Genomic DNA, 17,583 nt, shown 5'->3' on the forward strand with positions numbered 1-17,583 from the left:
TGAGACGAGCCGGGAACCGCCCGGCGTCGCACGCACCGAGTCCAGGGAGTCCCCCGTGCCGCGCATGCTCGACGTCAGCGAGGACGTACGCGCCGAGATCGGCGACGAAGAAGCCGACCGGCTGCTGGCCGGCGACAACGCCCCGGGCAGCTACGACTGCACCTCCTGCCGCACGCCGGGCGACTCCGAGCAGGAGCGCACGAGCACGGTGCTGTTCGTCGGCGAGGAGACCGCGGTCCTGGCGTTCGCCCACGCCAGCTGCATCCCGTCCCAGGTGGTGAAGGTCGCCGAGGAGCAGCTCCAGGGCGCCGTCCGCTCCATCGCGGCCACCGACGCGGCGGACGAGCTCGGCGCCGCCCACCCCGAGCAGGCGGTCCTGGGGGTCACCAGCGGCCTCGTCCTGATCGAGGGCGAGCTGCACCCGGCCCTGGTCGTCGAACCGACCGCGCCGGTCGCCCGCCCGGGCACCGACGGGCTGAGCGACGAGTTCCTGCCGCTCCTCATCGAGCAGGGCTTCCAGCCGATCTCCGACGTGAACCAGAAGCCGGGCACCCTCCCCGGCTGGTCCGTGCTGGTCGCCATGGGCCAGCTGCACTCCGTGCTCCAGCCGGGTACGGGCGGCACCGGCCAGGCCGCCTGGTGGCAGGCGCACCAGCCGCTCCAGGTCACCGAGGGCTGGCGCGCGGCGGCCAACAAGTCGCACACGGTCCTGGTCTTCGCCGCTCCGGTCGGGTCGATCGGCCAGCAGCCGCGCGAGGACCTGCTGCGGGACGCCCTGGAGAAGGCCGCGGCCAACGGGCGCCTGGTCGCCGCCGCGATGCCGCTGGCCGGCACGTGACGGAGCACGGGCGGACGGGCATAGGACCGGCGTGGGTCCCCGTGGGTCCGACCGTGCCCAGTCCCCGGCGGCCTTCTCTTTCGGAGAGCCGCCCGCATCCGACGGAGGGCGGGGTCGTTGGCACATACGTGCACACATACGACCCACCCCGCCAGCCCTATCCGAGTCAGATCCCGTCCATGCGCCCGGCGCAGGACGTCACGGCAGGCCAGTCGGCCACGCCGATCTACGACGCTCTGTACTCGGAGTACCGCCGGTCCTTCCGCACGCTGCCGGGTGACCGCAGCGGCGAGGAGGATCTCGGCTTCCGGGCCTTCGGGACGCCGGTGAGCGCGGGGTTCTACGGGAGCCACGGACACCGGCCCGCAGCGCATCCGGTGGCGTGGTCGGCGCAGCACCACGTTCCGGCCGCCCTTCCGGCGGCCCTCCCGCCGGGTCCCCGCAGGGGCCTGTAGGGGGCCGGCGGATCCCGGGAGTCTCCCGGAGGAGCGCACGTACGGCGGAGGGCCGGGGCACATCGCCCCGGCCCTCCGCCGTACTCGCGCCACGGCACTCACGCCATGGCTACTTCTTGCGGCCGCGCTTCTCGCGGACCCGGACCGAGATGTGGATCGGCGTGCCCTCGAAGCCGAACTCCTCCCGCAGGCGGCGCTCGACGAAGCGGCGGTAGCCCGCCTCCAGGAAGCCGGAGGCGAAGAGGACGAACCGGGGCGGCTTGGTGCCCGCCTGCGTACCGAACAGGATGCGGGGCTGCTTGCCGCCGCGGATCGGGTGCGGGTGGGCGGCGACCAGCTCGCCGAGGAAGGCGTTCAGCCGGCCGGTGGGGACGCGGGTCTCCCAGCCGGCGAGCGCGGTCTCGATGGCCGGGACAAGCTTGTCCATGTGGCGGCCCGTCTTGGCGGAGACGTTGACCCGGGGCGCCCAGGCGACCTGCTGCATCTCCGTCTCGATCTCGCGCTCCAGGTAGTAGCGCCGCTCCTCGTCGAGCTCGTCCCACTTGTTGTAGGCGATCACGAGCGCGCGTCCGGACTCGACCGCCATCGTGATGATGCGCTGGTCCTGGACCGAGATGTTGTCCGTGGTGTCGATCAGGACGACGGCGACCTCGGCCTTCTCGACCGCGGCGGCGGTCCGCAGGGAGGCGTAGTAGTCGGCGCCCTCCTGGAGGTGGACCTTCTTGCGGATACCGGCGGTGTCCACGAACTTCCAGGTCTTGCCGCCGAGCTCGATCAGCTCGTCGACCGGGTCGCGGGTGGTGCCCGCCAGTTCGTTGACGACCACACGGTCCTCGTTGGCGACCTTGTTCAGGAGCGAGGACTTGCCGACGTTCGGGCGGCCGATGAGGGCGATCCGGCGGGGCCCGCCGATCGCGTTGCCGAAGGTCTGCGCGGGGGCCTCGGGCAGGGCCTCCAGGACGGCGTCGAGCATGTCGCCCGTACCGCGGCCGTGCAGTGAGGAGACCGGGTACGGCTCGCCGAGGCCCAGGGACCACAGGGCGGTGGCGTCGGCCTCGCCCGAGGGGCCGTCGACCTTGTTGGCGCAGAGGACGACGGGCTTGCCGGCGCGGCGCAGCAGCTTGACGACGGCCTCGTCCGTGTCGGTGGCGCCGACGGTGGCGTCCACGACGAAGACACAGGCGTCGGCGGCCTCGATGGCGTACTCGGCCTGGGCGGCGACGGAGGCGTCGATGCCGAGGACGTCCTGCTCCCAGCCGCCGGTGTCGACGACCTTGAAGCGGCGACCCGCCCACTCGGCCTCGTAGGTCACGCGGTCGCGGGTGACGCCGGGCTTGTCCTCGACGACGGCCTCGCGGCGGCCGATGATCCGGTTCACCAGGGTCGACTTGCCGACATTGGGGCGGCCGACGACGGCGAGGACGGGGAGCGGGCCGTGCCCGGCCTCCTCGATCGCGCCTTCGACCTCCTCGATGTCGAAGCCCTCTTCCGCGGCGAGCTCCATGAACTCCGCGTACTCGGCGTCGCCAAGTGCCCCGTGGTCGTGCTGGTCGTTCATGAAGTCCGTTCCTTGATCATTCGTGGTCGGTGGGTCCCCGAGCCCCGGGGCCCACTACTCAGAGTCTCGCTCAGCGCCCGGTGAGGCGCCTGGCGTCCTTCAGGTGGCCGGTCAGCCGCTCCTGAATACGTACGGTGGCGTCGTCCAGCGCCTTGCGGGTCCGCCGTCCGCTGCCGTCCCCGGCCTCGAACGCGTCACCGAAGACGACGTCGACACGGCTGCGCAGCGGGGGCAGTGCCTTGACCAACCGTCCGCGGCGCTCGGAACTTCCCAGGACGGCCACCGGCACGATGGGCGCCCCGCTGCGGACGGCGAAGTAGGCGAGCCCCGCGCGCAGGGAGGCGAAGTCGCCCTCGCCCCGGGTGCCCTCGGGGAAGATCCCGAGGACGCCACCCTGCTCGAGAACGCTCAGCGCGTTCCCTATCGCGGCGCGGTCGGCCGTGGACCGGTCGACCTTGAGCTGCCCGATGCCCTCCAGGAAGGGTCCGAGCGGCCCGACGAACGCTTCCTTCTTGATCAGGAAGTGCACCGGCCGGGGCGCCGTGCCCATGAGCATGGGGCCGTCGATGTTGTGCGCGTGGTTGACGGCGAAGATGACGGGTCCGGTGGCCGGCACGCGCCAGGCACCGAGGACGCGCGGTCTCCACAGGCCGTACATCAGCCCGATGCCGATACCCCGCCCGACCGCGGCGCCCCTCAGGGAGGGCTGTGTCACTGCGCGGCCGCCCTCTTCTCCTCCACCAGCGTCACGACGCACTCGATGACCTGGTCGAGCGTCAGCTCGGTCGTGTCGACCTCGACCGCGTCGCCGGCCTTGGCGAGCGGGGAGGTCTTACGGCTGGAGTCGGCCGCGTCCCGCTTGATGAGGGCCTGCTGGGTGGCGGCCACGTCGACGCCCTTGAGCTCGCCGGAGCGGCGGGCGGCGCGGGCCTCGGGGGAGGCGGTGAGGAAGATCTTGAGGTCGGCGTCGGGGAGGACCGTGGTGCCGATGTCCCGGCCCTCGACGACGATGCCGCCCTTGGCCTCCTTGGCGATGGACCGCTGCAGCTCGGTGATCCGGGCCCGGACCTCGGGGACGGCGCTGACGGCGCTGACCTTGGAGGTGACCTCTTCGGTACGGATCGGCCCGGCGGCGTCGACGCCGTCGACGGTGATCGTCGGCCGGGCCGGGTCGGTGCCGGAGACGATGAAGGGCTTGGCGGCGGCGTTGGCGACGGCCTCGGCGTCGCCGGTGTCGACGCCGTTGCTGATCATCCACCAGGTGATCGCCCGGTACTGCGCACCGGTGTCCAGGTAGCTCAGCCCCAGCTTGGCGGCAACCGCCTTCGAGGTGCTCGACTTGCCCGTGCCGGAGGGCCCGTCGATGGCGACGATCACGGTTTCCACGGTGGGGAACACCTTCCTGGGGTGAGCGGGTGCGGCCTCGCGGACATGCGCGGCCTACACAAGGTTACCGAGTCCCGGGAACCCGTTCGGCCGAGCGGTCGCGGACGGCCCCGTGCCCGGGGCCGCCCCGGCCCTTCGTCACCCCTGCCTGAGCGCCCAGCCCCGTTCCCTCAGAGCCGCGCCGAGCATGGGAGCCGCAGCGGGCTCGACCATGAGCTGGACGTGACCCGCCTGCTGGCCCGTCGCGTGCTCGATGCGGACGTCCTCGATGTTGACGCCCGCCCGGCCGGCGTCCGCGAAGATGCGGGCCAGCTCGCCGGGCTGGTCGCTGATGAGGACGGCGACCGTCTCGTACTGCGCCGGCGCCGCGCCGTGCTTGCCCGGGACGCGTGCGCGCCCGGCGTTGCCGCGGCGCAGGACGTCCTCGACGCCGCTCGTGCCCTCGCGGCGCTTCTCCTCGTCCGTGGACTGGAGCGAGCGCAGCGCCCGGACCGTCTCGTCGAGGTCCGCCGCGACCCCGGAGAGGACGTCGGCGACCGGACCGGGGTTCGCCGACAGGATGTCGACCCACATGCGCGGGTCGGAGGCGGCGATCCGCGTGACGTCACGGATGCCCTGCCCGCAGAGCCGTACCGCCGTCTCGTCCGCCTCCTCCAGCCGCGCGGCGACCATCGAGGAGACGAGCTGGGGGGTGTGCGAGACGAGCGCGACCGCGCGGTCGTGGGCGTCCGCGTCCATCACGACCGGGACGGCGCGGCAGAGCGCGACCAGCTCCAGGGCCAGGTTCAGGACCTCGGTGTCGGTGTCGCGGGTCGGCGTGAGGACCCAGGGCCGTCCCTCGAAGAGGTCCGCGCTCCCCGCCAGGGGGCCGGAGCGCTCCTTGCCCGACATCGGGTGCGTCCCGATGTAGGCGGTGAGGTCGAGCCCGAGCGCCTCCAGCTCCCGCTTCGGGCCGCCCTTGACGCTCGCCACGTCCAGGTAGCCGCGTGCGACCCCCTCCCGCATGGCGCCGGCCAGCGTGGCCGCCACGTGCGCGGGGGGCACGGCGACGATCGCGAGGTCGACGGGCGCCTCGGGCGCCTCGTCCGTACCTGCGCCGAGCGCCGCCGCCGTACGCGCGCGTGCCGGGTCGTGGTCGCGGAGGTGGACGGCGATGCCCCGCCCGGCGAGCGCGAGCGCGGCCGAGGTGCCGATCAGGCCGGTTCCGATGACGAGCGCGGTTCTCACTGGGCGATGTCCTTGCGCAGGGCGGCCGCGGCACCGAGGTACACATGCGCGATCGCGGACTTGGGCAGCTCCGACTCGACGTGGGCGAGGAGGCGTACGACCCTCGGCATGGCACCCTCGATGTCCAGTTCCTGCGCGCAGATCAGCGGCACGTCGACGACGCCGATGCGGCGGGCCGCGGCGGCCGGGAAGTCGCTGTGCAGATCGGGCGTGGCCGTGAACCAGATGCTGATCAGGTCGTCGGCGGTGAGCCCGTTGCGTTCCAGGACGGCGGTGAGCAGCTCCTCGACCTGCTCACTCATGTGCCCGGCCTCGTCCCGTTCCAGCTGGACGGCGCCTCGGACCGCTCGTACCGCCACGTCGTGCTCCTTACCTGACCTGCGAAACCCTGCGAGAGTGCTTCGATCAGCCTAGTCAGCCCGGCGGACACGCCGTCGCGGCGACCGCCCTCCGAGACGGGAGGGGGCCGCCGCGGAGCCGGGTCAGAGCTGCTGCCGCCTGATGATGTCCTCCAGCGAACCCGTCGGCACCTGACCCTGGGGGGTCAGCTTGTCGACGGCGGACGGCAGGACCTGGGCGATCTCGTCGGCGGCCTGCTGCCGGCTGACACCCGCGTCCTGCGCGACCTTCTCGAGCGTCCCGTCGGGGAGGGCCTGGGCGATCTGGTCGCCGCTGACGGGCTGGTTCTGGCCGGTGCCCACCCAGGACCGCGCCTGGTCGGCGAGGCCGGACCTCGTCAGCATCTCCATCAGTCCGCCGAGCGGATCGGAGCCGTTCGCGCCGCCCTTGCCCGCCATCAGCGCGCCCAGCAGCGAGCCGAGGATGTCTCCGCCGCCCTGCCCACCGGCGCTCTGACCGCCGCCCAGAAGACCGCCGAGGAGACTGCCGAGATCGTTTCCTGCCATCGTCCTGCCTTTCGTCCGGTACGAAACACGGCCAATGTCACCCAGGCCGGACAGTGCCGCCACTCGGGGTAGTCAGGGCCGCGGGTCGGCGCGATACAACTGTCGGATGCTGCTGCACGTCGTACCGCTGGACGAATGGTCCGCCGATCCCGACCGCCCCTACGCCCCGCCCTCGCTGGCCTCCGAGGGCTTCGTCCACTGCTCGCCGGACGAGACGGCGGCGCTGACGGTCGCCGACGCCCACTACCGGGACGCGCACGGTCCGCTCCTCGTCCTGGTCATCGACGAGACCCTGCTGAGCGCCGAGGTCCGCTGGGAGGGCTCGGAGGACGTCCTCTTCCCACACGTCTACGGGCCCGTCGAGCGGGCCGCCGTCACGGCGGTCCACGAGGTGCGCCGTGACTCGGACGGCCGAGCGAGGGAGCTGACCCCCTGGGTCTAGGCGTGTTGCGGACCCCGGCCCTGGCGCGCGGCCAAGCTGTACGGCATGACTCCTGACACCACGCCCCGCCGTACCGTGCTGATGGCCGGTGCGGGCTCCGTCGCCGCCCTGGCCACCGGCTGCGGCTCCGACGGCGACACGGACAGCGGTACGAGCGCCAGTCCGACGGCCCCGGGCACGGACACCACGCCCGCGGCGACGACGACGCCCGCGGAGGAGCCGACCGGGTCGCCTGCCACCTCGCCGGCCCAGGACGCGCTCGCCCGGACGTCCGACATCCCGGTCGGCGGCGGCACGATCTTCAAGGAGGAGAAGATCGTCGTCACCCAGCCGACCGCGGACGACTTCAAGGCGTTCTCGGCGATCTGCACCCACCAGGGCTGCATCGTCGCCAAGGTCGAGAACGGCACGATCGACTGCGCGTGCCACGGTTCCAAGTTCCGCATCACGGACGGCTCGGTGGTCGACGGACCGGCCACGCGCCCGCTCCCGGCCGAAGAGATCACCGTGTCGGGAGACTCGATCACCCTCGCGTAGCCTGGCCCGCATGACTCCGGCAGACCTGGTGCGCGACCACACGATCTACTCCTGCGTCATGGGGTCGCGCGCCTTCGGTCTGGAGACCGAGGACAGCGACACCGACCGCCGGGGCGTCTTCCTCGCCCCGACCCCGCTCTTCTGGCGCTTCGACAAGCCGCCGGCGCACGTGGAGGGGCCCGCGGAGGAGCAGTTCAGCTGGGAGCTGGAACGCTTCTGCGAGCTGGCGCTGCGCGCGAATCCGAACGTCCTGGAATGCCTGCACTCCCCCGTGGTCGAGCACATCGACGAGACCGGCCGCGAACTGGTCGCGCTGCGCGAGGCGTTCCTCTCCCGCCAAGCCCACCAGACCTTCGTCCGGTACGCGGGCGGGCAGCGCAGGAAGCTCGACGCGGACGTCCGCCAGCACGGTCACCCGCGCTGGAAGCACGCGATGCATCTGCTGCGGCTGCTGATGAGCTGCCGCGACCTGCTGCGCACCGGGGAGCTGACCATCCACGTGGGCACCGACCGCGACCGCCTGCTGGCGGTGAAGCGCGGGGAGGTCCCGTGGACGGAGGTCGAGTCCTGGATGACCCGCCTCACCGAGGAGGCCGACACGGCGGCCACCCGCTCCCCCCTCCCGGCCGCCCCGGACCACGCGCGCGTGCAGGACTTCCTGATCCGCGCCCGCCGCGCCTCGGCCCTACGCTCCCTCTAGCCGCAGCCGCACGACGAAGTCGTGCAGCGCGTCGAGCGCCCCCGTGGCCTCCCCGCCGAGCGCCGTCGCGGCCTGCGCGGCGTCCAGGACGCAGTGCAGCGCCTCCACGTCGTCCCGTACGCGCGTCAGGTCGACCTCGGCCGGCCCGTGTTCGGCCGCCGCCTTCGCGTCGATCAGCTCCGCCACGTACGCGGGCGCCTCGGCGACCTCCCCGAGGAGCGTGGGGAGATGGGCCTGGATCTCTCCGGAGCGCATCAGATGGATGCCGGTGAGCAGCGCCCGGACGGTGTAGAGCAGCGGCTTCAGTTCCTCCGTCTTCTCGAACAGGCGCCACTGCGTCCCCGCGAACCCCCGGTAGTGGTGGGCGTGGTGGCCGGTGAGCACCCGCGGCGCCAGGGAGACCAGCTCGGCGTGGGCGTCGGAGGTGTGGACGACGAGCGGCGACAGCAGCTGCTCCAGGACGTAGCCGTTGCGCCGCAGCATCAGCCGGACGAACTTCCGCACGTCGTGCGTGACCAGGTCCATCTCCACGCCGTCCTGTTCCCACATACGGCTGCGGGTCTCCTCGGGCTCGCGCAGCCCGATCAGGCCCTCCACCGGCAGCCGGTGCGCGCCGCGCAGGTCCACGTCCGAGTCGCGGGACGGGAACCCGTAGAGATGGGCGCCCGAGACGGTCGCGAAGACCAGCGGGTCGGGCTGTTCGGCGACGACGGCGGAGAGGTCGACTTCGGGTACCAGGGTGACGGTCATGGCGTCAGCCTGCCAGGTGGGTCATACGTCCCAGAGGGCGCCCAGGGTCAGTAGTTCGCTGCGGTACTCGATCCGCTCCTCCCACTCCTTCGGCCACGCGCCCGCGCCGAGGTGGGCGCCCGCGAAGGCGCCGGCAAGGCAGGCGATCGAGTCCGAGTCGCCGCGCGTGCAGGCGGCGCGGCGGAGGGCCGTGACGGGGTCCTCGGGGAAGAGCAGGAAGCAGAGGAGGCCGGTGGCCAGGGCCTCCTCGGCGATCCAGCCGTCGCCCGTGTACGTGCAGGGGTCGAGCTCCGGGTCCGCGGTGCGCTGCACGGCGTCCAGCTTCTCCAGGACGGCCAGGCACTCGTCCCAGCCGCGCTCGGTGAAGTGCCGGGCGGAGGGGTCCTGGGAGCGGGTCCACAGGTCGCCGAGCCAGCTCTCGCGGTAGACGGACCGGTTCTCGTACGCGTACGAGCGGAGGTGCCCCACGAGGCCCGTCGGGTCGACGCCCTGGGTCAGCAGGTACACGGCGCGGGCCGTCAGGTCGGAGGCGGCGAGGGCGGTCGGGTGGCCGTGGGTGAGCGCCGACTGGAGCTGGGCGGCGCCCGACCGCTGCTCCTCGCTCAGCCCGGGTACGAGGCCGAGCGGCGCGACGCGCATGTTGGCGCCGCAGCCCTTGGAGTGGATCTGGCTGGCGTCCTGCCAGGCGCGGTCGCTGTCGAGGAGGTCACAGGCCTGCAGGCACGTGTTCCCCGGCGCCCTGTTGTTCTCCGGGGAGTGGTACCAGGCGACGAACTCCGGGCGGACGAGCGCGGCGAACCGCTCGGGGCCCACCACCCCCCGCTGCTGGCATGCCCGGATGCCGCGGGCGAGGGCGAGGGTCATCTGGGTGTCGTCGGTGACGTACGCAGGGCCGTTCGGGCCGCCCGGGAGCTCCATCTCCCGCCAGGGGCCGGACTTCGCCAAGATCGACGGGACGTCGTTGAACTCCGTGGGGAAGCCGAGCGCGTCCCCGAGCGCCAGCCCGATCAGGGAACCGGTGGCGGCCTGCTTGGTGGTGGTCCTCATGAGGTGGATCGTCCTTCCGGTCGCAGCAGCGGCGGGTGGAGGGCCGTGGCCTCCCCCGCCCGGTAGAGAGCGGCCGGTTTCCCCCGTCCGCCGGTGAGGCGCGGTGGTCCCTCGACGGCCTGGACGAAGCCGGGCGTGGCGAGGACCTTGCGCCGGAAGTTGGGGCGGTCGAGTTCGACGCCCCAGACCGTCTCGTACACCTGCCTCAGCTCGCCGATCGTGAACTCCGGCGGGCAGAAGGCGGTGGCGAGGCAGGTGTACTCGAGCTTGGCGCCGACCCGGTCGTGGGCGTCGCCGAGGATCCGGTCGTGGTCGAAGGCGAGGGGCCCGTACGCGCGTTGCGCCCCGTACGGCTTCCAGAGCGCCCGCGCCGCGTCGCCGCCGCCCCGCGGTTCGGGAGCGTCCGGGACGAGCGCCGCGAAGGCGACGGAGACGACCCGCATCCGCGGGTCGCGGTCCGGTTCGCTGTACGTCCGCAGCTGTTCGAGGTGGAGCCCGGCGACGGTGTCCTCGGAGAGGCCGGTCTCCTCGGCCAGTTCGCGGCGCGCCGCGGTCTCGGCGGACTCGCGGGGCAGGACGAAGCCGCCGGGCAGCGCCCACGCCCCGGCGTACGGCAGCTGTCCGCGTTCGACGAGCAGCACGTGGAGCCGTTCCTCGCGGAGGGTGAAGACGGCGAGGTCGACGGTGACGGCGAACGGCTCGAAGGCGTGCGGGTCGTAGCCCTCGGGGGCCCGGGGCGGGGTCATCGGCGCTCCGGCAGGGGATCGGCGAGGTTCCAGCCCTCGGCGAGCAGGGCGTCCACGGCGGTGATCGCCGCCGCGAGCCGCTCCTCGTGCGGCCCGGTGAGCACGGCCGTGCGCCGTCCGGTGCGGGAGAGCTGGGCGTGGAAGCGGGCCGTCATCCAGGGCCGCAGGTGTTCTCCGTCCCTCAGCCCGTCGTCCTCGAAGGCGACGCCCTCGTGGTCGGTCAGCAGCCACAGGTGCTGCCGGCCGCGCGCGGCGATCTCGCCGACCGCGGGGCTGGTGGTGCCCATGTACCGCTCGTGCCAGATGGTGGTGGCGAAGGCGTCGGTGTCGCAGAAGAGCACCGGCGACCCGGTGCGCGCGGCCTCCTCCTCCAGTTCGGACTGGCGCAGGGCGATGAGCGGGAAGTCCTCGGAGTGGAAGGTGACGTCCTCCCAGGTGGCTCCGGGGCGCAGGGCCTGGAGTTCGGCGAGCTTGACCTCGCTGAACTCGCGGCCGTACTCCGGTACGCAGCGGGTCCCGGCCCAGACGCCGCCCCTGGACCGGTAGTGGTCGGTCAGGGCGCGGGCCATGGTGGTGGTGCCGGTGGACTCGGCGCCGAGCACGACCACGCGCCGGGTGAGCGCGGCACGCACGGGCGGTGCGAGGAGGTCCCAGCAGCCGACGGGGTCCTTGCGGACGGCGGTGCCGGAGACCGGGAAGAGCGTACGGTCCGGGTCGACGCAGACGGACTCGGCGCCGAAGCGGCGGGCCAGCTCCTCTCCGTACGACTCCGAGGTGAAGACGGCGTCGACGGGTTCGGGCACCGCGGCCCGGAAGACGGCCATGTGGGCCGCCCACACATCGGGATCGAGGAGGTCGACGGGGATGTCGTCGACGGCACCGACGACGAGGACGTCGGGGTGGATCTCTCTCATCCAGGCGACGCGGTCCTCCAGGGTCAGGCTCTCGACGGAGGAGGCGCAGACGAGCACGGTGAGGCGCTCGCAGCGGTCGCGGGCGGTGCGGACGAGGTGGTGGTGGCCGGCGTGCGGCGGATAGAACTTGCCGAGGACCAGGCCGTGTCCGTACGTCTTCATGCCGTCGCCTCCACGGGGAGGGCCTGCCGTGCGGTGAGGTCGCGGCTCCAGTTGCGCAGGCCGAGGACGCAGAGCGTCAGGAAGCCGGCGTACAGCAGGGAGGTGAGGTACAGCTCCTTGTACGCGTACAGGGGGATGTACACGAGGTCGGCGGCGATCCAGAGCCACCAGGACTCCAGCCGCTTCCGGCACTGACCGTAGGTCGCCATGAGGGAGAGCGCGGTCGTCGCCGCGTCCCAGAAGGGGACGGTCGAGTCGGTGGCGCGGTCGAGCAGCAGCGTGAGCGCGAGGGTCCCCACCACCCCCGCCGTGATCAGCCATGTCCACTCGGTGCGCGTGGTGCGGCGCACCGGGAGGGTGTCGGAGCCCGGGCCACCCCCGTGGGTCCAGGTCCACCAGCCGTACACGGCGAGGGTGATGAAGACGATCTGGAGGCCGGCGTCGGCGTAGAGCCCCGCCTGCGTGAAGAGCAGGACGAAGAAGAGGTTGTTGGCGATGCCGACGGGCCAGTTGGCGAGGTGCTGGCGGGCGACCAGCCAGACGCAGAGGGCACCGCTGCCGAAGCCGAGGACCTCGGTCCAGCTGACCGGGGTGTCCAGAAGGGTGAAGAGAGGCCGCTGCAGGGGTTCGAGAAGTTGTGCGAGGCTCACGCCCGCCTCCTTAAGAGTCATATTGACTATAAAGGGCGGGGCGGCTGATCCACAAGTACGACAGCGCACGCGAAGAAGCCCGTGACCGCCGGGCGGGCGGTCACGGGCTTCTTCGCGTGAACGGTCTTCTGCGGGTGAGGCGACGGCGCTACATGCCGACTTCCTTCATCAGCATGCCGACCTCGGTGTTCGTCAGACGGCGCAGCCAGCCCGACTTCTGGTCGCCGAGACCGATCGGACCGAAGGCGGTACGGACGAGCTTCTCGACCGGGAAGCCCGCCTCGGCGAGCATGCGGCGCACGATGTGCTTGCGGCCCTCGTGCAGCGTGACCTCGACCAGGTAGTTCTTGCCCGTCTGCTCGACGACGCGGAAGTGGTCCGCGCGGGCGTAGCCGTCCTCCAGCTGGATGCCCTCCTTGAGCAGCCGGCCGACCTCGCGGGGCAGCGGGCCGGTGATGGCGGCCAGGTAGGTCTTCTTCACGCCGTACTTCGGGTGCGTGAGGCGGTGGGCCAGCTCACCGTGGTTGGTGAGGAGGATGATGCCCTCGGTCTCCGTGTCGAGCCGGCCGACGTGGAAGAGCCGGGTCTCGCGGTTGGTGACGTAGTCGCCGAGGCACTGACGGCCGTCGGGGTCCTCCATCGTGGAGACGACACCGGCCGGCTTGTTCAGCGCGAAGAAGAGGTACGACTGGGTCGCGACGGTCAGGCCGTCGACCTTGATCTCGTCCTTCTCCGGGTCCACGCGCATACCCTGCTCGAGCACGATCTCGCCGTTGACCTCGACCCTGGCCTGCTCGATCAGCTCCTCGCACGCACGGCGCGAGCCCATGCCGGCGCGGGCGAGCACCTTCTGCAGCCGCTCACCCTCCTGCTCGGCGCCGGGGAAGGTCTTGGGGGTCTTCACCTGCGGCTTGTTCGCGTACCGCTCCCGGTTGCGCTCCTCGGTACGGGCGTCGTACTCACGCGAACGCGCCGGGGCCGTACGGCCGCCACCGCGCTGCGGCGACTGCTTCGGCCCGCCCTTGGCACCACCGCGGGCGGCGGCGCCACGGCCCCGCTTGGGGCCGTCGGAGGGGCCGCCGCCGGAGCCGCCCACGTCGTACTTGCGCTCCTCGGGGCGGGGGTTGCGAGGCCGGCCGCTGCCGCCGCCGCTGCCGCCGCCCTGCCGGTCGTCACGGCTGTTGCCGGCGCCCCGGTAATTGCCGCGGCCACCGCTGTTGCCACCACGGCTCCCGCCGTTGTTTCCGCTGTTCCTGCCGCTGCTGCTTCGCATCAAATGTCCGTCGTCTTGTCTCTTACGTCTTCGCGATCCGGAAGGTCCGGATCGAACGACGGGACTCCTTCCAGCGTCTCCGCCTCGATCGCGTCCGCCTCGGGGAGGAAGGGCGCGAGCTCCGGGAGCTCGTCGAGGCCGCGCAGGCCCATCCGCTCCAGGAAGTAGTTCGTCGTCCTGTACAGGATCGCACCTGTTTCGGGTTCCGCGCCCGCCTCCTCCACAAGACCGCGCTGGAGGAGGGTGCGCATGACCCCGTCGCAGTTCACTCCGCGGACCGCGGAGACGCGGGAACGGCTGACGGGCTGGCGGTACGCGACGACGGCGAGGGTCTCCAGGGCCGCCTGGGTGAGGCGGGCCTGCTGTCCGTCGAGGACGAAGGCCTCGACGGCGGCGGCGTGCTCGGGGCGGGAGTAGAAGCGCCAGCCGCCGGCGACGAGCCGCAGCTCGAAGCCGCGGCCCTGGACGGTGTACTCGTCGGCGAGCTCGCGCAGGGCGTCGGCGACCTCGCGCGGGGTGCGTTCCAGGACCTTCGCGAGATGGGCCTCCGTGGCCGGCTCGTCGACGACCATGAGAACGGCTTCGAGGGCGGGCCTGAGGTCGCTCATGCCTTCTCCTCCACGGGTTGATCGAACTCGTCGGTGACCTGGGTCTCCTGGTCGCCGCCCGTCCAGGTGACGGTCAGCTCCCCGAGGGCGTCGTCCTGGTCGAGGGCGACGGCCTTCTCCCGGTAGAGCTCCAGGAGGGCGAGAAAGCGGGCGACGACGGTGAGGGTGTCGCCGGCACCGTCGGCGAGCTCGCGGAAGCTGACGCTCCCGCGCTCGCGCAGGAGGGCGACGACGATGCCGGCCTGTTCGCGGACGCTGACGAGGGGGGCGTGGATGTGGTCGACGTACACCTGCGGCTTGGCCCTGGGCTGCATGGCCTTCACGGCGAGCTTGGCGAAGCCCTCGGCGCCGAGGGAGATGACGACCTCGGGGAGCAGCTCGGCGTGATGGGCCTCCAGGCCGACGGTCCGGGGGTGCCGGCGGCCCTCGGTCTCCCACCGCTCGTTGAAGATCTCGGCGATCTGCTTGTACGCGCGGTACTGCAGGAGCCGCGCGAAGAGCAGGTCCCGCGCCTCCAGGAGCGCGAGGTCGGCCTCGTCCTCCACCTCGGCGGCGGGCAGCAGCCGGGCGGCCTTGAGATCGAGCAGCGTGGCGGCGACGACGAGGAACTCGGTGGTCTGATCGAGATCCCAGTCGGGTCCCATGGCACGGATGTGCGCCATGAACTCGTCGGTGACCTTGGAGAGGGCGACTTCGGTGACGTCGAGCTTGTGCTTGGAGATGAGCTGGAGGAGGAGATCGAAGGGCCCCTCGAAGTTCGCCAGCCGAACCGTGAACCGCCCGTCGCCGCCGGGGGCGCCCGGCTCGGCGGTGGCGACGTCTGCGCCGGACGCGGCGCCGGCGGGGGGCTCGGCGGTGGCGGCGGGGGGCGCGGCGGTGGCGGCGGGCACGGCGGATTCGGCGGTCGCGTCCCGCTCGGTCGCCGCGGGGCCGGGGGCCGTGCCCGGGCCGGGGAGTGCCTCGGGGGCGGTGGGCGGCGTGTCGGCGCCGGTAGGAGCTGTGCAGGCACCGGTGGGCGGCGTGTCGGCGCCGGTAGGAGCTGTGTAGGCGCCGGTGGGCGGCGTGTCGGCGCCGGTAGAGGCTGTGTAGGCGCCGGTGGGCGGCGTGTCGGCGCCGGTAGAGGCTGTGTAGGCGCCGGTGGGCGGCGTGTCGGCGCCGGTGGGCGGCGTCGCGCCGTGGGAGCCGTCCGGGGGCGTCCCGCCCTCCGGTGTGGCCGCGGGGGCCGTGGGGTCCTGGTCCTCGGGGGGTGGCGCCGCGGGCGCGGCCGTGCCCGGGCCACGGCCCAGGGCGCGGCGGTGCGGGGGGCGGGACGTTTCGGCAGGGGGTGGCGGCATCGGGGTCCAGGGAGGAGCAAGGGGGCGTGCAGCCCGCAGGCTACCCTCAGCGGCCGCGCAGGCGGCGCACGAGGATGCTCGCGTCGCCCCGGGACTCCAGGTCCGCCAGGACCACCGCGACCGCCTCACGGACGATCCGGCCGCGGTCCACGGCCAGCCCGTGCTCACCCCGGAGCACCAGGCGGGCGTGCTCCAGGTCCATCAGCTCCTCGGCGGAGACGTAGACCGTGATCTTCTCGTCGTGCCGCTCACGTCCGCTGGGCCGCCGGTTCGGCGACCGGCCGCGCCGCCGGGCCTGAGCGGGGGCCGCCGCCGGCCCCTGGGCGGCCGTGGACGGCGCCGCCGCGGGCTCCGTCGCGCGGGCCCGCGGCTCCGCCTGATCCGCGGGCTGCGCCGCCGAGTGCTCGGCGGAGACCGCGCCGGAGCCGGAGCCCGTGCCCGAGCCCTCCGCCGCCTCCGTGTCGCTCTCGCCCGCCGGAGCCGGCACCCGGCCCCGGGGCGAGGAGGACTGCAGCGCCATCCCCCCGGTCGTACGGAACAGTTCGTCGGCGCCGGGCAGACTCACTCGGCGTGACACCGGGCGAGCACCTCCCTGGCGAGCTGACGATAGGCGGCCGCACCCACCGAGTTCGACGCGTACGTCGTGATCGGCTCACCGGCGACCGTGGTCTCCGGGAAGCGCACGGTACGGCCGATGACGGTGTGGTAGACGTGGTCGTCGAAGGCCTCGACCACACGCGCCAGGACCTCACGGCTGTGCACCGTACGGGAGTCGTACATCGTGGCGAGGATGCCGTCGAGCTCCAGCTCGGGGTTGAGCCGCTCCTGGACCTTCTCGATCGTCTCGGTCAGCAGGGCCACACCGCGCAGCGCGAAGAACTCGCATTCCAGCGGCACGATGACCTTGTGAGCCGCCGTCAGGGCGTTCACGGTCAGCAGGCCGAGCGAAGGCTGACAGTCGATCACGATGTAGTCGTAGTCGTTCATCAGCGGCTTGAGGGCGCGCTGCAGCGTCGACTCGCGCGCCACCTCGCTGACCAACTGCACCTCGGCCGCCGACAGGTCGATGTTGCTCGGCAGCAGGTCCATGTTGGGCACGGCGGTCTTGAGCAGCACCTCGTCCGCCGACATGCCCCGCTCCATGAGCAGGTTGTAGACGGTGAGGTCGAGCTCCATCGGGTTCACACCGAGACCGACCGACAGGGCTCCCTGCGGGTCGAAGTCGACGAGCAGCACCCGCCGTCCGTACTCCGCGAGCGCGGCGCCCAGGTTGATGGTCGACGTCGTCTTGCCGACGCCGCCCTTCTGGTTGCACATCGCGATGATCTTCGCGGGTCCGTGATCGGTCAGCGGACCCGGGATCGGGAAGTACGGCAGGGGCCGTCCGGTCGGGCCGATCCGCTCGCGGCGCTGACGGGCAGCGTCGGGTGCGAGGGTGGCCGCGTACTCCGGGTCGGGCTCGTACTCGGCGTCAGGGTCGTAGAAGTGCCCCTCGGGCACCTCGTCGTAGGCGGCGAAGTGGGTGGACTCTCGGCCACTCTCGTTGCCGGCCGTGGCGTTCACGTGTAGGCCGTCCATCATCTTCATCGTGTGGGCTGTCGTCATGGGCTGATGCGTCGCGTTGGTCGCGAAGGTGCGGACAGCGACGGAGCCGACAGGGATTCCTGGCTGTCCGCCCCCGGGAGTAAATGTCGACTCATTCACAAGTCGTCTTACCTCCTTGGATGTGACCAGGAACATTTATCGATAGGTCAGCGTGGCACCATGCCGACGGTTGGCGACTCTATGGCGTGTCACCGCTCCGCAGCAACACAATCCGCCGGACCCGGCCCGATGTGTCGGCAACCGAACACGTCTCTGTCAAGGGTGCGCAGCCATGCATCCACACGTTTCGGGGGTGTGCGAAACGGTTAAAGGGTTACGTTCGAGGCGAGTTGATCGGCGCCCCGAACGTGGCCGGATGCGTGAGGTTGACGGCGTCGGTTGACGCGACGTCTAAGGAGCTCAGCCCAGGAGGCTCGCCAGCTCGACGTGCTCGAGGCCGTGCGCCT

Annotated in this window: 21 protein-coding genes; 5 read left to right on the plus strand and 16 right to left on the minus strand. The window is 72.2% G+C overall.

Annotated features, from left to right (window positions below):
- Window positions 1-55: 55 nt before the first annotated feature.
- Complete coding sequence (locus ACZ3IJ_RS32165; RefSeq protein WP_467473991.1) at window positions 56-838, plus strand: hypothetical protein; 783 nt, start codon at window positions 56-58, stop codon at window positions 836-838.
- Between the two features lie 128 nt (window positions 839-966).
- On the plus strand, window positions 967-1,293 hold the full coding sequence (locus tag ACZ3IJ_RS32170; RefSeq protein ID WP_391799502.1) for a hypothetical protein: 327 nt from the start codon (window positions 967-969) through the stop codon (window positions 1,291-1,293).
- Window positions 1,294-1,402: 109 nt separating this feature from the next.
- On the opposite strand, the gene der is transcribed toward ACZ3IJ_RS32170, so the two are convergent.
- From der to ACZ3IJ_RS32200, 6 genes are all read right to left on the minus strand, one after another.
- Window positions 1,403-2,851: a ribosome biogenesis GTPase Der gene (der, locus tag ACZ3IJ_RS32175; protein ID WP_391799501.1), complete on the minus strand. Its 1,449-nt coding sequence runs from the start codon at window positions 2,849-2,851 to the stop codon at window positions 1,403-1,405.
- Between the two features lie 70 nt (window positions 2,852-2,921).
- Window positions 2,922-3,509, minus strand: a complete 588-nt coding sequence (locus ACZ3IJ_RS32180) for a lysophospholipid acyltransferase family protein (RefSeq protein ID WP_391799837.1) — start codon at window positions 3,507-3,509, stop codon at window positions 2,922-2,924.
- Between the two features lie 53 nt (window positions 3,510-3,562).
- Window positions 3,563-4,249 (minus strand): (d)CMP kinase, encoded by a 687-nt coding sequence (cmk, locus tag ACZ3IJ_RS32185; RefSeq protein ID WP_391799500.1) that lies wholly within the window; start codon window positions 4,247-4,249, stop codon window positions 3,563-3,565.
- Between the two features lie 126 nt (window positions 4,250-4,375).
- Window positions 4,376-5,464 (minus strand): prephenate dehydrogenase, encoded by a 1,089-nt coding sequence (locus tag ACZ3IJ_RS32190; RefSeq protein ID WP_467473995.1) that lies wholly within the window; start codon window positions 5,462-5,464, stop codon window positions 4,376-4,378.
- On the minus strand, window positions 5,461-5,823 hold the full coding sequence (aroH, locus tag ACZ3IJ_RS32195; protein ID WP_467473998.1) for a chorismate mutase: 363 nt from the start codon (window positions 5,821-5,823) through the stop codon (window positions 5,461-5,463). The genes ACZ3IJ_RS32190 and aroH overlap by 4 nt, the downstream gene beginning before the upstream one ends.
- A gap of 123 nt (window positions 5,824-5,946) precedes the next feature.
- On the minus strand, window positions 5,947-6,369 hold the full coding sequence (locus ACZ3IJ_RS32200) for a YidB family protein (RefSeq protein ID WP_467474001.1): 423 nt from the start codon (window positions 6,367-6,369) through the stop codon (window positions 5,947-5,949).
- A gap of 106 nt (window positions 6,370-6,475) precedes the next feature.
- On the opposite strand from ACZ3IJ_RS32200, the gene ACZ3IJ_RS32205 reads away from it, so the two are divergent.
- From ACZ3IJ_RS32205 to ACZ3IJ_RS32215, 3 genes are read left to right on the plus strand one after another with little or no spacing between them, the layout of a single operon-like run.
- Window positions 6,476-6,811, plus strand: coding sequence for a DUF952 domain-containing protein (locus ACZ3IJ_RS32205; protein WP_391799497.1), 336 nt, complete (start codon window positions 6,476-6,478; stop codon window positions 6,809-6,811).
- Between the two features lie 45 nt (window positions 6,812-6,856).
- Entirely contained in the window at window positions 6,857-7,348 is a 492-nt protein-coding gene (locus ACZ3IJ_RS32210) for a Rieske (2Fe-2S) protein (protein WP_467474004.1), read from the plus strand.
- A gap of 10 nt (window positions 7,349-7,358) precedes the next feature.
- A complete protein-coding gene (locus tag ACZ3IJ_RS32215) occupies window positions 7,359-8,048 on the plus strand; it encodes a nucleotidyltransferase domain-containing protein (protein ID WP_467474007.1) in 690 nt (229 codons plus the stop codon).
- On the opposite strand, the gene ACZ3IJ_RS32220 is transcribed toward ACZ3IJ_RS32215, so the two are convergent.
- The 10 genes from ACZ3IJ_RS32220 to ACZ3IJ_RS32265 form a co-directional block, all read right to left on the minus strand.
- On the minus strand, window positions 8,034-8,798 hold the full coding sequence (locus tag ACZ3IJ_RS32220; protein WP_467474010.1) for a nucleotidyltransferase domain-containing protein: 765 nt from the start codon (window positions 8,796-8,798) through the stop codon (window positions 8,034-8,036). The two genes, ACZ3IJ_RS32215 and ACZ3IJ_RS32220, sit on opposite strands and share 15 nt — an antisense overlap.
- 21 nt (window positions 8,799-8,819) lie before the next feature.
- Window positions 8,820-9,845, minus strand: a complete 1,026-nt coding sequence (locus tag ACZ3IJ_RS32225) for an ADP-ribosylglycohydrolase family protein (RefSeq protein ID WP_467474013.1) — start codon at window positions 9,843-9,845, stop codon at window positions 8,820-8,822.
- Complete coding sequence (locus ACZ3IJ_RS32230) at window positions 9,842-10,591, minus strand: NUDIX hydrolase (protein WP_467474016.1); 750 nt, start codon at window positions 10,589-10,591, stop codon at window positions 9,842-9,844. Before ACZ3IJ_RS32230 ends, ACZ3IJ_RS32225 begins: the two co-directional genes overlap by 4 nt.
- Window positions 10,588-11,667: an AAA family ATPase gene (locus tag ACZ3IJ_RS32235; RefSeq protein ID WP_467474018.1), complete on the minus strand. Its 1,080-nt coding sequence runs from the start codon at window positions 11,665-11,667 to the stop codon at window positions 10,588-10,590. Before ACZ3IJ_RS32235 ends, ACZ3IJ_RS32230 begins: the two co-directional genes overlap by 4 nt.
- A complete protein-coding gene (gene pnuC, locus ACZ3IJ_RS32240) occupies window positions 11,664-12,317 on the minus strand; it encodes a nicotinamide riboside transporter PnuC (RefSeq protein WP_467474021.1) in 654 nt (217 codons plus the stop codon). Before pnuC ends, ACZ3IJ_RS32235 begins: the two co-directional genes overlap by 4 nt.
- Window positions 12,318-12,465: 148 nt before the next feature.
- A complete protein-coding gene (locus ACZ3IJ_RS32245; protein WP_467474024.1) occupies window positions 12,466-13,590 on the minus strand; it encodes a pseudouridine synthase in 1,125 nt (374 codons plus the stop codon).
- Window positions 13,590-14,198, minus strand: coding sequence for an SMC-Scp complex subunit ScpB (gene scpB / locus ACZ3IJ_RS32250; protein ID WP_391799485.1), 609 nt, complete (start codon window positions 14,196-14,198; stop codon window positions 13,590-13,592). Before scpB ends, ACZ3IJ_RS32245 begins: the two co-directional genes overlap by 1 nt.
- On the minus strand, window positions 14,195-15,532 hold the full coding sequence (locus tag ACZ3IJ_RS32255) for a segregation and condensation protein A (RefSeq protein WP_467474027.1): 1,338 nt from the start codon (window positions 15,530-15,532) through the stop codon (window positions 14,195-14,197). The genes scpB and ACZ3IJ_RS32255 overlap by 4 nt, the downstream gene beginning before the upstream one ends.
- 46 nt (window positions 15,533-15,578) lie before the next feature.
- On the minus strand, window positions 15,579-16,097 hold the full coding sequence (locus tag ACZ3IJ_RS32260) for a hypothetical protein (RefSeq protein ID WP_467474087.1): 519 nt from the start codon (window positions 16,095-16,097) through the stop codon (window positions 15,579-15,581).
- Window positions 16,094-17,137 carry a ParA family protein gene (locus ACZ3IJ_RS32265; protein ID WP_229818740.1) on the minus strand — a complete coding sequence of 348 codons (1,044 nt, stop codon included), beginning with the start codon at window positions 17,135-17,137 and terminating at the stop codon, window positions 16,094-16,096. The genes ACZ3IJ_RS32260 and ACZ3IJ_RS32265 overlap by 4 nt, the downstream gene beginning before the upstream one ends.
- Between the last annotated feature and the right edge of the window lie 446 nt (window positions 17,138-17,583).

It is taken from the genome of Streptomyces sp. NPDC013317 (assembly GCF_055563155.1).

Coding starts and splice junctions, on each gene's coding strand:
- der (WP_391799501.1), bottom strand. CDS start 2,851: ATGAACGACCAGCACGACCACGGGGCACTTGGCGACGCCGAGTACGCG.
- ACZ3IJ_RS32180 (WP_391799837.1), bottom strand. CDS start 3,509: ATGTACGGCCTGTGGAGACCGCGCGTCCTCGGTGCCTGGCGCGTGCCG.
- ACZ3IJ_RS32200 (WP_467474001.1), bottom strand. CDS start 6,369: ATGGCAGGAAACGATCTCGGCAGTCTCCTCGGCGGTCTTCTGGGCGGC.
- ACZ3IJ_RS32205 (WP_391799497.1), top strand. CDS start 6,476: ATGCTGCTGCACGTCGTACCGCTGGACGAATGGTCCGCCGATCCCGAC.
- ACZ3IJ_RS32210 (WP_467474004.1), top strand. CDS start 6,857: ATGACTCCTGACACCACGCCCCGCCGTACCGTGCTGATGGCCGGTGCG.
- ACZ3IJ_RS32215 (WP_467474007.1), top strand. CDS start 7,359: ATGACTCCGGCAGACCTGGTGCGCGACCACACGATCTACTCCTGCGTC.
- ACZ3IJ_RS32220 (WP_467474010.1), bottom strand. CDS start 8,798: ATGACCGTCACCCTGGTACCCGAAGTCGACCTCTCCGCCGTCGTCGCC.
- ACZ3IJ_RS32225 (WP_467474013.1), bottom strand. CDS start 9,845: ATGAGGACCACCACCAAGCAGGCCGCCACCGGTTCCCTGATCGGGCTG.
- ACZ3IJ_RS32230 (WP_467474016.1), bottom strand. CDS start 10,591: ATGACCCCGCCCCGGGCCCCCGAGGGCTACGACCCGCACGCCTTCGAG.
- ACZ3IJ_RS32235 (WP_467474018.1), bottom strand. CDS start 11,667: ATGAAGACGTACGGACACGGCCTGGTCCTCGGCAAGTTCTATCCGCCG.
- ACZ3IJ_RS32245 (WP_467474024.1), bottom strand. CDS start 13,590: ATGCGAAGCAGCAGCGGCAGGAACAGCGGAAACAACGGCGGGAGCCGT.
- scpB (WP_391799485.1), bottom strand. CDS start 14,198: ATGAGCGACCTCAGGCCCGCCCTCGAAGCCGTTCTCATGGTCGTCGAC.
- ACZ3IJ_RS32255 (WP_467474027.1), bottom strand. CDS start 15,532: ATGCCGCCACCCCCTGCCGAAACGTCCCGCCCCCCGCACCGCCGCGCC.
- ACZ3IJ_RS32265 (WP_229818740.1), bottom strand. CDS start 17,137: ATGACGACAGCCCACACGATGAAGATGATGGACGGCCTACACGTGAAC.